Origin of the sequence: Ruminococcus sp. J1101004sp1_RTP21198st1_B9_RTP21198_201120 (assembly GCF_040924245.1) — a bacterium.
Lineage (GTDB): Bacteria > Bacillota > Clostridia > Lachnospirales > Lachnospiraceae > Blautia_A > Blautia_A faecis.
The window spans coordinates 73,330-88,882 of record NZ_JBCOMI010000005.1 but is presented as its reverse complement, the minus strand read 5'-3'; the positions used below and the strand labels follow the sequence as shown (position 1 = coordinate 88,882).

Genomic DNA, 15,553 nt, shown 5'->3' with positions numbered 1-15,553 from the left:
AGGACAGAGTAACTATCTGAAAAGTATGTGTTTATCTGTCAAAGGAAATTTATTAGGAGGAAAGGAAATATGAAAAAGCATACCGGGAAAATCTGGCGTGGTTTGGCAACAACTACAGCCTCACTTCTCACAATCACACTGGGCGGAAGCTCAATTGCAAATGCAAGAGTGGATTTCATTAATGCGACACTTGGAACCTCAAGCTACAAAATCGAGCAGGGAGATTCTGACTCTGATGGCATTTATTATGAATCTGAATTTGATAATGTAGAGGATCTGGTAAAGGCTAAAGAACAGCTGGCTGCTGAAATTTCTTCAGAAGGTTCCGTTTTATTCAAAAATACAGATCAGACCCTTCCACTTGACAAATCCAAAGAAGCTGTTACCCTCTGGGGCTTAAACAGCCATCTTCCGGGAACCGGCGGATTAATTGGTTCCTCTGTTGTGGCTGATTCAGAGAATGGTCAGATCGCTTATGGTATTGAAGAAGCTATGGATGAAAGAGGCTTCACAGTAAATGAAACCATGAAAGGCTTTTATGCAAGTGAAACCTGCGCACCATATTACAGAAAAGCTTCTTTCTTTGGAAATGAAGTTCCGGGCCATAGCCTTGTACCTGCTTTTTCCGCTTCTTATAATGAAGCAGATACATATACAGTAGGTGAGGCACCTGCTGAACTTTACACAGATGATATTCTGGAATCTGCTAAGGATACAACAGCAATTGTTGTTCTTTCCCGAGACAGTTCAGAGGCGTCTGACTACAGCACAAATATGAAGGATCCTAATGGGGACAGCTTCGACACCCCGATGTCTATCTCAGCTTACGAAAAAGAGATGATCCAGCTTGCAAAGGAAAATAGCAATGGCAAGGTGATCGTTTTGATCAACTCTGACGTTCCTATGGAAATCCAGGAATTGAAGGATGATCCGGAGATTGGAGCAATTCTTTGGACTGGACTTCCGGGAATGAATGGATTCCTTGGAGTATGTGATGTACTTTCTGGCGATGTGAATCCATCCGGTCATATTTCTGATACTTATGCCACAAGTTCTGTTTCTGCTCCGGCAATGACCAACTTTGGTCTTTATACTTATACTAATGCTTCCAATGCAGAATCTGGTGCAGAACTTACAGAAGCAGACAAGGGTGACTGGTATGTAGTAGAAACAGAAGGTATCTATATTGGTTATAAATATTATGAAACCCGTTACGAGGATACTGTTCTGGATCAGGGAAATGCAGCCACCACAGAAGGCTCTTCTACTGGCAAAGCATGGAACTATGTAGATGAAGTAACTTATCCGTTTGGATATGGTTTATCTTATACAACCTTTACTCAGGAGCTGGAAAGTGTAGATGTAATATCTGGGGAAAAGGGACTTGCAAAAGTGAAGGTAACCAATATCGGTGACGTTGCCGGAAAAGATGTTGTCCAGCTTTATGTACAGACACCATATATAGAGGGCGGACTGGAGAAAGCTTCTATTCAGCTTCTTGATTTTGGAAAAACAGAGGTTCTTGAGCCTGGCGAATCACAGACTCTGGAAATTGAGTTCGCTCCGGAATATATGGCAAGCTATGATGAAAAAGCTGTAAAAGAAGATGGAACAGAGGGCGCATGGGTGCTGGATTCCGGTGATTATTATTTCACAATCGGAAACGGTGCGCATGAAGCATTAAACAATGTCTTGGCGGTAAAAACAGATTCCACAGACGATCTGATCACAATTACAGACGATGAAACAATTGAGCCGGAAAATGTAGTGACAGTTTCTCTTGGTGAAGATAAAGAGACTTATTCTGAAAACGTAGAGAATGCATTCCAGGATTGCGATATTAACAATCTGATCCCGGATACTGCTGAATACACTACACGTTCTGACTGGAGCAAGGGTTGGAAAGAAGTGGAAAGCATTACTCCAATAGAGGAAATGATGAAAGGTCTTACAAACTCCACTTATGAACTTACTGAGAATAGTGACGAAGAAGTTGTCTGGGGAGCTGACAACGGATTAAGCACCGTTGATTTCCTCCAGTTTAATGAGGATGGAACTTTCGCAGGTGCACTTCCTCTGTCTGATGAAAAATGGGATCAGCTTATGGATCAGCTGACTTTGGAAGAGGCTGCCAACTTTATTGAGAAAGCAGGAGATAAAAACTTTGAGAAGCTGGATTCTATTTTCCTGCCAGAAGCAATCTGGTATGACGGACCGATCGGTTACAGCTACGACCAGATTGCAGAATATGCAACCCGCTGGAATGAATCCAACTCTTCCGAGCCGACTTATGTTTCTTCAGACAACGAATATGCTTCCTACTCTATGAGCTCCATGCCTACAGAACCTGTAGTTGCAGCAACATTCAATAAAGAACTTGTAGAGAGAGAAGGAGAGCTCTTTGGTGAAGATGGATTGTGGTCCAATGCCAACTCCATTGCAGCACCTGGTCTTAACATTCACCGTGCACCTTACTGCTCCAGAAATCATGAATATTATTCAGAAGATGCCATGCTTACCAACCTGTTGGGACAGGCTGTCTGCAAAGGCGGAAAATCCAAAGGTCTTATGATGATGCCGAAACACTATATCATGAATCATCAGGAGTTAAACCGTTCCGGTGTTTCCACATTCTTCACAGAGCAGGCTGCAAGGGAAAATGAACTCCGTGCATTCCAGGGAGCTATGGAAAATAACTATGCGCAGGGAATCATGACAGGCTTCAACCGTCTTGGAACTGTATATTCAGGAGCTTCCGAAGCTTCACAGGTGCAGGTTGCACGTAACGAGTGGGGCTTTGAAGGCTGGATCGTAACAGATATGATCAACGGTGCTGATTACATGAACTGGAGAGATATTGTATTTGGCGGCGGTGGCGGATGTCTTACAACTTCCGCATATGAAAGCGCTAATATTGGTTCCATGACTTCAACCGAGAACCTGAAGCTGATTGCAAAGGACTCTGCTTTCCAGAAAAAGATGAAAGAAACAATTAAATATTTCGTATATAATACAGTTGCAAGTAATGATATGAATACAATTACAACCTCCACTAAATATATTCACGTTCTTACATGGTGGCAGATTGCCTTTATGGCAGCAGAGGTGGTATTTGGACTTCTGACACTTTTGTTTGCAGTTATGTACCTTCGAAATTCACTTCGCAAAAAGACAGTTTACGTGAAGGAGGACAAGTAATATGGGATATCTGAAAAATAAAACATTTGGTTTTTACTTAAGCTTTGTGGCTGCAATCCTTGCGCTGATCGGCCTTGTAATGTACCGCCAGTCAGGACATACAGAATCTTATATTGAGGTTCTGCTGCTTGTAACAGTGGTTCTGCAGATTCTTGCGATGATCGTTTTGAAGGTGGCACCTGATTTTAAGTGGACAAGCCTTCTGCTTACTGCAAATGCAATTCTGACTGCAGCAGCACTTGTTAACAGTTTTTATACACAAGTTGATTTTATTGGATATGTGGTATCAGGACTTTATGAGTTTGCAACCATAAAAAAATTCATAATTTCAGCCGTACTTATGGCACTTTCCATGATTGCATATATTGTTTCCTCTTATTCTGGATTTCAGAAATGCACTTGTAAGGATGAGACAAAAGCTTGATTTATCTGCTGTAAAATATGGCACAAATTAATATTTACATGGTATAATGAAAAAGCCGGAATGCCCAAAAGGACTCCGGCTTTTTCATTATACCATGGAGGATAACTATGATTACCATTGCTATTGTGGAAGATGATAAGAAAAGTGCAAAAATTCTTCAAGACTATATATTACGCTATTCAGAAGAAAAACAGGAACCGTTAGCTGTAGAATGCTTTGAAAACGGATTAAATTTTATCAGCGATTATAAAGCCAGCTGCGACATTGCTCTTATGGATATTGAAATGCCTCATATGAATGGTCTTGACACCGCCAGAAAACTGCGGGAATTTGATAGCCAGATTCCTCTTATTTTTATTACCAATATGGCGCAATATGCCATTAACGGATATGAAGTGCAGGCTCTTGATTTTATGGTAAAGCCTATTGAATATTTCAACTTTTCGCTGAAACTGGACAAAGCGATCCGAATCTGTAAAAAGCTTCATGGTTATCAGATATATGTTCCTTCTGAACAGGGAACTGTTAAAATTGATATTGCAGATCTGATTTATATTGAAAGTGCAAAGCATTATCTTTATCTTCATACTTCGAAAGAGACCTTTCGCCTGCGAAGCACAATGGGAGATTTTATAGCACAGCTTCCGACAGGTCGCTTCTCCTGTTGCAGCAAATCCTTTTGTGTAAATCTGGAATGGATTTCCCGCTATCAGGGAAACAGCGTGTTTGTAAATGGAAAGGAATTATCGATTTCCCGTTCTTATAAAAAAACTTTTATAGATCAAATGACAATGTACATTAACCGGGGAGGAAACTGACGTGGCAATTTATGAAATATTAGCTTCATCTACAAGTGAAATACAGGGAATTACCTGTTTTATCATCCAACTTTTTATAGCGGAAGCTATGTTCTTTTTCCATCTAAAAAAAAGGAAACGCTTCTGGTTACGCCTGCTTGTAGGGGGAACTGCCTGTCTGCTTTTGGGAGTTACCCTTCCAATTGTAATTGGTCAATATATAAGCGGAATTCGAACCTTTATTGTGCTTGTTTTTATGCAGCTTTACATGTGGTTTTGCTTCAGGCGTTCTTTTTTGGATATTTTATTTTGTACAATTGGAGCTTTTACTGTACAGAATCTTGGAAGCAATATTCAGGTGCTGATTTGTATCGTGACCAAAACTTCTTTCAAGATGCTTTCCACGGAAATGGTCATTGGATTTACCATTGTATATATTATTTGCTATCTCACTTGTGCAGCAAAAATAAAAAATTTTCCGAATATCAGCCAGAACAGAGTCCGTGTACTTTGGGTAGCCATTATTTCCTTATGTGTCTGCTGGCTCCTTCAAAGCTGGCTGATCAGTGAAAAGCTGGATATGGTTATGGCGTGCCGTGTTCCATTTGCATTCTGCTGTATTTTATCTCTTTTTATTCAGTTTGGGCTTCTGGAGCAGTCCCGGCTCAATGAAGAAAATCTGGCTCTTGAGCAGTTAATAAAGGAAAATGCAAAACAGTATGAGTTGTCAAAGAAAACAGTTGAAATCATTAACATGAAATGTCATGATCTTAAGCACCGGATTCTGGAATTGGAACAAGCCGGAAATGCAGATCATGGCCAGCTGGAAGAAATACGTAAAGCAGTAGATATTTATGACGGGCTTGCGAAAACAGGCTGCCAGCCATTGGATATTATTCTTTCAGAAAAGAATCTTCTTTGTGAAAAATATCAAATTAAGTTTTCATATATGATTGATGGAGAGAAGCTTACTGGTATTAAAGCGGGAGATATCGCTGCCATATTTGGAAATGCTTTAGATAACGCTATTGAATGTGCAGCGGAGCTGCCAGTTGAAAAGAGAATTATCAGCCTTATCGGATATGCGAGACAGGATGTGATGGGGATTCATATTGAGAATTATTGTGAGGATGAACTGGAATTTCGTAATGGGCTTCCGGTGAGTACCAAAGGAGATGATAATTATCATGGCTTTGGCATGAAAAGTATTCAATATGTGGTGGAAAAATATGGCGGAAATCTTGTGGCGAATTTGGAAGAAAAGATTTTTAGTGTAGATATTATTTTTCCAGTTCTAGATTAGAGCCTTTTTCAAACTGGGGAGGTGCCTTTTTTTGAACGCAGATATGCATTCCCCCGCTTCAAGTGCGCGGAGCACTAAGCGGCAGGTGAGGGGGGATGCTTCTGTCAGTGGGAGCCTTCAGCTCCTACTGACAGATCACGAAGCGACTGCGTTCATGAGCAAGTAGCGAAGCGGACCTGGAATGTCCGCTTTACTAATATACGACAGCAATAAGTTAACTGGTAGTATTCCGGCGAATCAGCACCGGAGTGATCTGTTTGTGAATTGGCTTTTCCAGTGGCTTAGGCGCTCGCTTTTTTTGCTCTTCCATCTGCTGCACCAGAAGCTCCATGGCAGTCTGTGCAATAACATCAATTTGCTGACCGACAGTTGTGATCGGAAGGATTGATTCACTGGCAATTGGAGAGTTATCAAAACCTATAATTTCGTAAGTAGGTGGTAATTTACCATATTTCTGGAAAATTAAATTGAGAAACATATTGGCATAGGTATCATTCGCAAGAAAGATACCTTTTTTTTGATTCGGATACTTTTCTTCAATTCTTGTAAAGATATGTCTTATCACATTTAAAATCTCTTGATAAGAATTGCCGCTTACGCTTAGATCAATGTCATAAGGAACCTGATATTCTTTACATGTTTCCTCAAATGCACGTATACGATCATAAGCTGGGACTGTTTTTTCAACATTGGCATTGATATGAATCAATATATCACATTTATCACGAATTAACAGGGAGGTAGCCTGAAGGGAACCCATATAATTGTCAGTGGTAATGCTGCTGATATATTCTGCCTCTCGCTCAATGGCAATGATAGGAATCTGATAGGAAGCCAGTTTTTTGGATGACAGTGTATGGCTTAAAACAATAAGCCCCTCAATCTGATAGGAAAGAAGCTCTTCAATATACTGTTGTTCCTCTTCGGCACCGTGTTCACTGGAAAAAACAAGAAATTTGTAATGGTAGTTACTATAGCTTGAAAGAAGCTGTGTCAGCATTTCAGAGTAGTAATGCAAGTAGAGATTTGGAATAATGATTCCGATAAATTCACTCTTACCATTTGCCAGAACTTTTGCAAGTTTATTTTTTTTATAGCCAAGGGTATCAAGGGCCTGTGAAATCTTTTCCTGATTTTCAAGCGTAAGAGAATCGGGATGATTGAAATACCGTGATATTGTAGTTTTTGAAAAATGAGTATATTCTGCAATATCTGCAAATGTCACCTGTTTTTTTGCCATAAAAATTTAATCTCCTTATAAATAAATGAGAATAATATTTGGGAATCTTTTAAACTGGGATTATATTATTTTTTTAGTATAGCAATTATTTAAAAAAAAGGCAATGCTAAAATAACCGATTACGTAACCGGTTATTTTAGCTTGAAAAAGTGTTGACATATGAACTTGGATGTAGTAACATCGAACCATAAAGTAACCGGTTACTTAACCGGTTCCGAGAACGAAAAGGGAAAGGAATGGAGGAGAAGTGCATGAAAAGAATGCAGAACCAAACAATGCCCGTGAAAAAGCAAACGTGGAGAGATAAGGCTACATATGTGAAGAAAAACTGGCAGTTATATCTTTTTTTCTTAATGCCAGGACTTTTACTGACAATCATTTTTAAGTATCTTCCTATGGGGGGACTTCTGATTGCATTTGAGGATTACAACGTAATCAAGGGAGTGCTTGGAAGTCCATGGGTTGGACTTGAATATTTCAGGCGGTTTTTATCTTCACCGGATTTTATGAACTACCTGCTGAATACACTAAAATTGAGTATTTATGGACTGCTGTGGGGCTTTCCGGTTCCGATCATTCTGGCATTGCTTTTAAATCGTATCCGCAGAACCGGAGTTAAGAAGAAAGTACAGCTTCTGGTCTATATGCCGAACTTTATATCTGTAATTGTACTTTGTGGTATGGTACGTATGCTGCTTTCTCCGGTTGGACCTCTGAATAAGCTTTTAGGAATTAGTACAAACTGGATGACAATGCCATCTGCTTTCCGCACCATTTACATAGCAAGTGGAATCTGGCAGACAGCAGGCTGGGCCTCTATTATGTACACGGCTGCTTTATCCAATGCAAGCAAAGAACTGGAAGAAGCAGCTATTATGGATGGCGCAAATCTTCTGCAGCAGATCTGGTATGTGGAGCTTCCTGCAATCAAGAATATTATTGTAATTCAGTTTATTCTGCAGGCTGGAAATATTATGAGTATTGGATTCGAGAAAGCCTATGCATTACAGACAGATATGAACCTGCCGGCATCAGAAATTTTATCAACATATGTATACCGTATTGGTCTTTTGAACGGCGATTATGGTTATTCGACGGCTGTTGGTCTGTTTAATTCAGTAGTAAATGTAATTCTGTTAGTTTTTGTAAACTGGGTGGTAAAGAAGCTGAACGACGGAGAAGGATTATAGGAGGAAGCGAAGATGGAGAAAATAAAGAAAAAATATTCGAAGACAGACTGTCTTATCCTTGGAATTGGATTCCTGATTCTTGGACTGTTTGTACTTTCTATTGCAATTCCAATCGTGTATGTAGTGCTTGCCTCTTTTATGGATCCTACAGTTTTGAATAATCAGGGACTGAGTTTTCATATTAAGGACTGGACTTTGGATGCATATCGCAGAGTACTGGAAAATGAGATGATCTGGCGTGGATTCCTGAATTCTTTTCTGTATTCACTTGCATTTACAGCTATTTCTGTTTTTATAACATTGCTGGCAGCGTATCCATTGTCCAAGAAGGAATTTGTGGGAAGAAAACTTTTTAATCTTATTTTCCTGATCACAATGTTCTTTGGCGGTGGAATGATCCCGACTTTTATTTTAATCAATCAGCTGCATATGGTAAATACAGTCTGGGCAGTTTTGATTCCTGGAGCATTTAATGTATGGAATATGATCCTTGCAAGAACATACTACCAGTCAATCCCGGCAGAATTAAGAGAAGCCTCTGCAATTGATGGAGCCAATGAGATCCAGCATTTCTTCAAAATCATGATGCCGGTATGTAAGCCGATCATTGCAGTACTTGCACTGTGGTCATTCGTAGGAATGTGGAACAGCTATTTTGATGCAATGATTTATCTGAATGATGCAAATCTTCAGCCTCTGCAGTTAGTACTTCGTTCCATTCTGGTACAGAATACTCCGCAGCCAGGTATGATTGCAGATATTCAGAGTACTGCTGAAATGGCAAAGGTAGCGGAACAGCTGAAATATGCAACCATTGTAGTATCAAGCTTACCGCTTTTAGTAATGTACCCATTCTTCCAGAAGTATTTTGATCAGGGAATTATGGTCGGATCAGTAAAAGGCTGATAAGAAAGGAACGATACAGATATGAAGAAAAACAGAGTAAAAGGTTTACTTGCACTTGGACTTTCTTTGACGATGATGATAAGTACGGCAGGGTGTGGAAAAGAGCAGCAGCTTAATGCGGAGATCAACCCGGACACACCAGTATCTGAGGTACAGTTTCCATTAAAGGAAACAGAGGAGCTTTCTTTTATTACAAGTGCACCGGCTACTTCCACACAGGATCCCAATGAAAGAGTGATTTTCCAGCGACTGGAAGAACAGACAAATGTTCATATTGACTGGACCTGTTTTGTATCAGATCAGTTTTCCGATAAAAAGAATCTGGCCCTGGCTCAGTTTGGAAATCTGCCGGATGGTCTGTTTAATGCAGGTATGAGTGATTATGACCTGCTGCGTTATGCCAAGCAGGGAATTATTATTCCATTGGAAAATCTGATTGACAAATATATGCCGAATCTTCAGGCTGTGTTTGAAAAATACCCAGAGTACAGGACTATGTGCACAGCACCGGATGGACATATCTATTCTTTCCCGTGGATTGAACAGCTTGGTGCAGGAAAAGAAGCAATTCAGGCGATTGGAGATATTCCATATATTAATAAAAAATGGCTTGACTACCTTGGACTTGAGATTCCTACAACAACAGACGAACTGGAACAGGTACTGATTCAGTTCCGCGATCATGCAGAAGAACTGGAGAAAGAATTTTCCATTGAAGGTGATGTAATTCCAATGTCCTTTATTATCAATAACGGAGATCAGGATCCTGCGATTTTAATAAATGGATTTGGAGAGGGTTACGGAGACACAGGAGATCATTTTGCGGTAACAGATGAAGGAAAAGTAATTTATACAACTGTTCAGGAAGGCTACAAGGAAGGAATTGAATGGCTTCATAAACTGGTGACAGAAGACCTTGTAGATCCGGAAGCCTTTACACAGGAGTGGTCTACTTATGTTGCAAAAGGAAAGAATCACCGTTACGGACTCTGCTTCACATGGGATATTGCGAATATAGATAACAATACAGATTATGTGATGCTTCCCGCACTGACCGGGCCGGATGGCATGAGAAATATTACCAGACAGAACAACAGTGAAACCAGTGGATTTGACCGTGGAAGATGTGTTCTTACATCCAGCTGTCGTAATACAGCACTTGCTGCTGCATGGATTGATCAGATGTATGCACCCCTCCAGTCTCCGCAGAATAACTGGGGTACTTATGGCGAAGAGGATTCCTTTAACATTTTTTAACTGTCTACAAACAAAGACGGCGGCGAAATGTTAAAACATATGGATCTGGGAGAGCAGTCTCCAGTGGAAGTGCGTGAGGCGCAATCTGTAAATGGCCCTCTGGCTGTGCTGAATGAATATTATGATGTATATGTGACACAGCCGGAAGATGCGAAATGGCGTCTGGATAATATGCATGAGACCTATGTACAGGATATGAATAGCAAATATGTTTATCCAAATGTATTTATGAGTATTGATGATACAAACAAAGTATCACAGTATGATACCGATATTAAAAAATATGCAGAACAGAAGAAAGCTGACTGGATCCTGAATGGAGGAATAGAGGAAGAATGGGATTCCTACCTGGAAAAAATGGAGAAGTACGGACTTTCTGATTATCTTTCAATCAAACAGAAATATTTTGATCAGTATCAGGAATCCTTAAGCGCGGAAAAGTAACAAAAGATGTAAGAACTGAACAACGACTTTGACAGGAGATTTTTCATGAGCGAAATGTTAGAAAAGGCAAGAAAATATGAATTTACACAGGGACAGCAGATTAAAGCGGAAGACAGACCGGCTTTTCATATAACTCCTTATGTTGGATGGATGAATGATCCCAATGGATTTTCCTGCTATAAGGGAGAATACCATTTGTTTTATCAGTACAATCCATATAACACACATTGGGACAGCATGCACTGGGGGCATGTGGTAAGTAAGGATCTGCTGCATTGGGACTATCTCCCGGCAGCATTGGCACCAGACCAGGATTACGATAAAGTGGGCTGCTTTTCCGGAAGTGCCATAGAGCTGGAGGACGGCAGACAGCTGCTTATGTATACAGCTGTGGACCGGGAAATACTGGAGGACGGAACCGCAAGGGACGTTCAGACACAGGCGGTGGCTGTGGGAGATGGAAAGGATTACGTGAAGTATGACAAAAATCCGGTCCTGACCTTTAAAGATCTGCCGGAAGGCGCAAGCAAAGCAGATTTCCGTGACCCAAAAATCTGGAAAGAAAAAGATGGAAACTTTTATTGTGTTATAGGAAGTCGTCCTGCTGATGGAAGCGGACAAATTCTTCTTTACAGAAGTAAAAATGGTTTTGAATGGGAATTTGTAAGTACTTTGGCAGAGAATAAAAATCGCTATGGAAAGATGTGGGAATGTCCGGATTTCTTTGAACTGGACGGTAAATATGTGCTTCTGACAAGCCCACAGGACATGATTCCGGAAGGAATGGAATATCATAATGGAAATGGAACATTATGTATCATAGGAGATCTGGATTCTGAGACACATACTTTGAAGGAACAGTCTTATCAGAGTGTGGATTATGGAATTGACTGTTATGCAATGCAGACATTGCTTGCTCCAGATGGAAGAAGAATTATGATTGCCTGGATGCAGAACTGGGATACTCTTGCTTATCGCAGAAATGAATCTAAATGGTTTGCACAAATGAGCCTTCCGAGAGAAGTGTCTGTGAAAAACGGAAGATTGTATCAGGTTCCGGTCAGAGAACTGGATTCCATGCGTGCAAATAAAGTCGAGTACAGGGATGTTGTGATTAAAGACACCAGAATCACACTTGACCAGATTGAAGGACGTACCGTAGATCTGGAGCTTGTAATACGACCGGTAGATAAAGATAAGCTTTATAAAAAATTCGAACTCTGTTTTGCAGAGAATGAAAAATATCATTCCACTTTACGATTCCGTCCAGATGAATCAGTTTTGAAAATCGACAGAAGCTTCTCCGGAAGCGAACGTGCAGTGGTTCATCAGAGAGAATGTCTGGTAAATGGTGACTGTAATGAATTGAAATTGCGAGTGATTCTGGATAGATTCAGCGCGGAAATATTTATCAATGACGGAGAACAGGTTATGTCTGCTGTTATTCTTACAGAGCAGGATGCAAAGGGAATTTCTTTTGCTGTGAATGGTGCTGCCAGAATTGATGTAGTGAAATATGATCTGGCATAAAAGTCGTATAAGGCGGTTATGAATAGGTATTGTTTACAGCAGTGAGTTCAGTTCATGGCGTTGCGTCTGACTGGGCTGAATGCCAAATATATGAATCAGGAGATGCATATGAAAAAATATGATGTAACGGCACTAGGCGAATTATTGATTGATTTTACTGAAAACGGAAAAAGCAGTCAGGGAAATCCACTTTTTGAAGCAAATCCCGGAGGAGCACCTTGTAATGTACTTGCAATGCTGGCGAAGCTGGGACATAAAACAGCGTTTATCGGGAAAGTGGGAAATGATTTCTTCGGAGAACAGTTGAGGGCTGCAATAAAAGAAGTTGGAATTGATGACACTGGATTATGTACAGACGAAAAGATACATACAACCCTTGCTATGGTACATACATATCCCGATGGAGACAGGGATTTCTCTTTTTACCGTAATCCGGGTGCAGACATGATGCTGAATAAAGCTGAAATTTGTGAAGATATTCTCAAAAATACGAAAATTTTTCATTTTGGTACATTGTCTATGACACATGAAGGGGTGCGGGAGGCAACGAAAGAAGCAATTCATATTGCAGAAGAAGCTGGCGCTATTATTTCATTTGATCCCAACTTACGTCCACCGCTCTGGGAGTCTATGGAAGAGGCGAGAAAGCAGGTATTATATGGTCTTGGTCATTGTCAGATACTGAAAATTTCAGATAATGAAATTCAGTGGCTGACAGGAGAAGAAGATTATAGTGATGGCGTAAACTGGATTAGAGAACGTTATCAGATTCCGCTGATTCTTGTGTCTATGGGAAGAGAAGGAAGTCGTGCTTATTATAATGAAATGATGGTGGAAGTAAAGCCGTTTTTACAGGATAATACCATCGAGACAACCGGAGCAGGAGATACATTCTGCGGCTGTGTATTGCACTATGTCTGTGAACATGGAATTAATGGACTAAAAGAGGAAAATCTGGCTGAAATGTTAACGTTTGCCAATGCAGCTGCCTCAATTATCACAACAAGAAAAGGCGCACTGAGAGTAATGCCGGAAGAAAAAGAAATAAAGCTATTAATATAAAATATTCAAAAGAATAGGAATACAACAAAGGGACTTCTTCGGAGGTCCCTTTTAAAATGGGAAAATGTTAATAAAACTTTTTCTTGCTAAATTGTAAAAGTTTGCTAGAATAGTTGTAACAAACACAGTCAGAAAGAACGTTCACAAACGAGGTGACCGCTATGATTACACTGAATGATTATTTATATTCCGGAGATACGGTTTTAAAAATTTTACAGAAATATACAGAGGATCTGCGTAAGGAAGCGAAGAAGAACCATAACGAAGTCGATTTGGTGCACAGCAACTTTCTGCTCCAGATCACGGAACTTCTGGAGCATAATGATTTCCTTACGGCCCAGTCCCAGAAGATCCGGGAATTTTACAAATATATGGCCCATGAATATCCATTTCTTGCCTTTACATTTAAAGGCAGGATTAAGTCATTGATCCGGGCAGAAGAGAAATTTAATGGATATGTAGTGGAATATATTTACGATTATTACCGGGAAAATGGTACCTATCCGTCGGTTGCAGAGCTGAAAAATAAGCTGAGCTGCTTTCGTGATTTTATTGCTTACCGGATTGTGGTCTGTATGCCAAGATGTCACTTGAAGCCAGGGGAAGAACAGGAGCAGGCGTCTATCCGCTATCTTTATGAGATCGCAAATGTGCTGCCAGGATTTCTGGAAGAGAGAGGCTTTACAGCAGAATCGGCTCAGGGAGTGAAATTGAGTACTTCTGATCAACTAAATGATGATGTAAAGCCTTATTACAGAGATTATATTTGTGGTACCAGTGAATATGGGTATCAGTCTTTACATATTACATTTTATGATAACAGCTCCAGATCCTACATGGAGGTACAGCTCCGTACCCAGAAAATGGATGACATTGCAGAAATCGGTCCGGCCAATCACCTGGGCTATGAGAAACGCCAGCAGGACGAGCGTGCCAGAAGAGATGTGATCCCGGAAGGGGAATGTGTTTACTTTGATGAGGCTTATGAACGGGGAATGAAGCTGCTTTCCCTGGAATTAGCAGATCTTGATGTGAATATGTTTTCTGCGGTAAATAACAGTCTGATCAACGATGGCTGTGGATTGTTCCGAGGCAGATTGATTCTGCCTTATGAGCATTTGTCCAGATTTCAGAATGATGTGATTGATTGAGAAAAAAGTAAGTGGAGCAATAAAGATGTTAAAGAAAAAGATGTTAATTGCTTTAGGGGTGGCAGCAGTATTGAGTGTGAGCTGTGTAAGTGTGACTGTCTGGGCTGAGGAAAACGCAGAAGAGCAGACAGAGGAAGCAGAGGACAGTTCTAATTCTGAAGGAGAGGAAGATGCTGATTTAGAAGAGTCTGACAATCCGGAGATTGAAGAGGGATACACTACAGAACTAGAAGGCTGCACAAAGGTGGTTTCCTGGTGCAAAAATGGAGACAATAATATTTACGGACAGTTCTATTATCCGGAAGATTTTGACGAAACAAAGACTTATCCAGTAATCATTATGAGCCACGGAATCGGTTCTACTTCCCAGATGGTAGAGCGTGCAAAATGGCCGGAAAAGGCGGCTCAGGATGGATATGTGGTTTATACATTTGACTTCTGCGGCGGTTCCCTTAACGGAAACAGTGACGTAGATTTCATGGATATGACAGTGATGACTGAGAAAGAAGATTTAAGTGCTGTTATGGACTTTGTGAAAACAAAGGATTATGTGGATCAGGATCATCTTTTCCTTCTGGGACAGAGCCAGGGAGGACTTGTAAGTGCTCTGACTGCTGCAGACAGAAAAGATGATGTGGCTGCTATGATCCTGATTTATCCGGCGTTTTGTATTGCGGATAATGCCCGGGAAATGTATGATTCCGCATATGATATTCCGGAAGACAGAGCTGAGATGCCGGTAGGAACTGTGGGTTCTGAGTATGTGAAAACAGTTTATGATCTGGATGTTTATGGCACTATCAGCGCATATGACGGAGACGTGATGATCATTCACGGAATCAATGACAGCCTGGTGCCATACAGCTATTCTGAAAAGGCAATTGAGGAAGCGTATACAGGGGAAGGTTCTGTTCTGATTCCCATTTATGGAAAAAAATCTACCCATGGTTTCGAGATGAACTTTGAAGAGGGAAGAGACTATGCGGAGACAGTTGGATTGGAATTTTTGGATGTGCATTTGAAAGAGGAAGAATAAAGGTTTAGGAAACCA

At 40.5% G+C, this 15,553-nt stretch carries 11 protein-coding genes and 1 pseudogene; 11 read left to right on the top strand and 1 reads right to left on the bottom strand.

Features of this window, described 5'->3' with window-relative positions; all coding sequences use genetic code 11:
- Positions 1-69 precede the first annotated feature (69 nt).
- From AB5618_RS04680 to AB5618_RS04665, 4 genes are all read left to right on the top strand, one after another.
- Complete coding sequence (locus AB5618_RS04680) at positions 70-3,198, top strand: glycoside hydrolase family 3 C-terminal domain-containing protein (RefSeq protein ID WP_173770269.1); 3,129 nt, start codon at positions 70-72, stop codon at positions 3,196-3,198.
- A 1-nt stretch (position 3,199) separates the two neighbouring features.
- The gene (locus AB5618_RS04675; RefSeq protein WP_173770270.1) at positions 3,200-3,622 is read left to right on the top strand and encodes a hypothetical protein; all 423 of its coding nucleotides are present in this window, start codon (positions 3,200-3,202) and stop codon (positions 3,620-3,622) included.
- Between the two features lie 107 nt (positions 3,623-3,729).
- A complete protein-coding gene (locus tag AB5618_RS04670) occupies positions 3,730-4,440 on the top strand; it encodes a LytTR family DNA-binding domain-containing protein (RefSeq protein WP_118577566.1) in 711 nt (236 codons plus the stop codon).
- A gap of 1 nt (position 4,441) precedes the next feature.
- On the top strand, positions 4,442-5,722 hold the full coding sequence (locus tag AB5618_RS04665; RefSeq protein WP_148461555.1) for an ATP-binding protein: 1,281 nt from the start codon (positions 4,442-4,444) through the stop codon (positions 5,720-5,722).
- A gap of 214 nt (positions 5,723-5,936) precedes the next feature.
- On the opposite strand, the gene AB5618_RS04660 is transcribed toward AB5618_RS04665, so the two are convergent.
- Positions 5,937-6,962 carry a LacI family DNA-binding transcriptional regulator gene (locus AB5618_RS04660; RefSeq protein WP_148461556.1) on the bottom strand — a complete coding sequence of 342 codons (1,026 nt, stop codon included), beginning with the start codon at positions 6,960-6,962 and terminating at the stop codon, positions 5,937-5,939.
- Positions 6,963-7,213: 251 nt separating this feature from the next.
- On the opposite strand from AB5618_RS04660, the gene AB5618_RS04655 reads away from it, so the two are divergent.
- From AB5618_RS04655 to AB5618_RS04625, 7 genes and pseudogenes are all read left to right on the top strand, one after another.
- Positions 7,214-8,152 carry a sugar ABC transporter permease gene (locus AB5618_RS04655; protein ID WP_118577563.1) on the top strand — a complete coding sequence of 313 codons (939 nt, stop codon included), beginning with the start codon at positions 7,214-7,216 and terminating at the stop codon, positions 8,150-8,152.
- A 12-nt stretch (positions 8,153-8,164) separates the two neighbouring features.
- Positions 8,165-9,058, top strand: a complete 894-nt coding sequence (locus AB5618_RS04650; RefSeq protein ID WP_148461557.1) for a carbohydrate ABC transporter permease — start codon at positions 8,165-8,167, stop codon at positions 9,056-9,058.
- A gap of 21 nt (positions 9,059-9,079) precedes the next feature.
- Positions 9,080-10,759, top strand: a pseudogene (locus tag AB5618_RS04645) (ABC transporter substrate-binding protein).
- Positions 10,760-10,804: 45 nt separating this feature from the next.
- Complete coding sequence (locus AB5618_RS04640; protein WP_173715764.1) at positions 10,805-12,289, top strand: glycoside hydrolase family 32 protein; 1,485 nt, start codon at positions 10,805-10,807, stop codon at positions 12,287-12,289.
- A gap of 108 nt (positions 12,290-12,397) precedes the next feature.
- A complete protein-coding gene (locus AB5618_RS04635) occupies positions 12,398-13,351 on the top strand; it encodes a carbohydrate kinase (RefSeq protein WP_173715765.1) in 954 nt (317 codons plus the stop codon).
- 161 nt (positions 13,352-13,512) lie between these two features.
- On the top strand, positions 13,513-14,502 hold the full coding sequence (locus AB5618_RS04630) for a guanosine polyphosphate pyrophosphohydrolase (RefSeq protein ID WP_148461560.1): 990 nt from the start codon (positions 13,513-13,515) through the stop codon (positions 14,500-14,502).
- 25 nt (positions 14,503-14,527) lie between these two features.
- Positions 14,528-15,538 (top strand): S9 family peptidase, encoded by a 1,011-nt coding sequence (locus AB5618_RS04625; RefSeq protein ID WP_118577557.1) that lies wholly within the window; start codon positions 14,528-14,530, stop codon positions 15,536-15,538.
- Positions 15,539-15,553 lie beyond the last annotated feature (15 nt).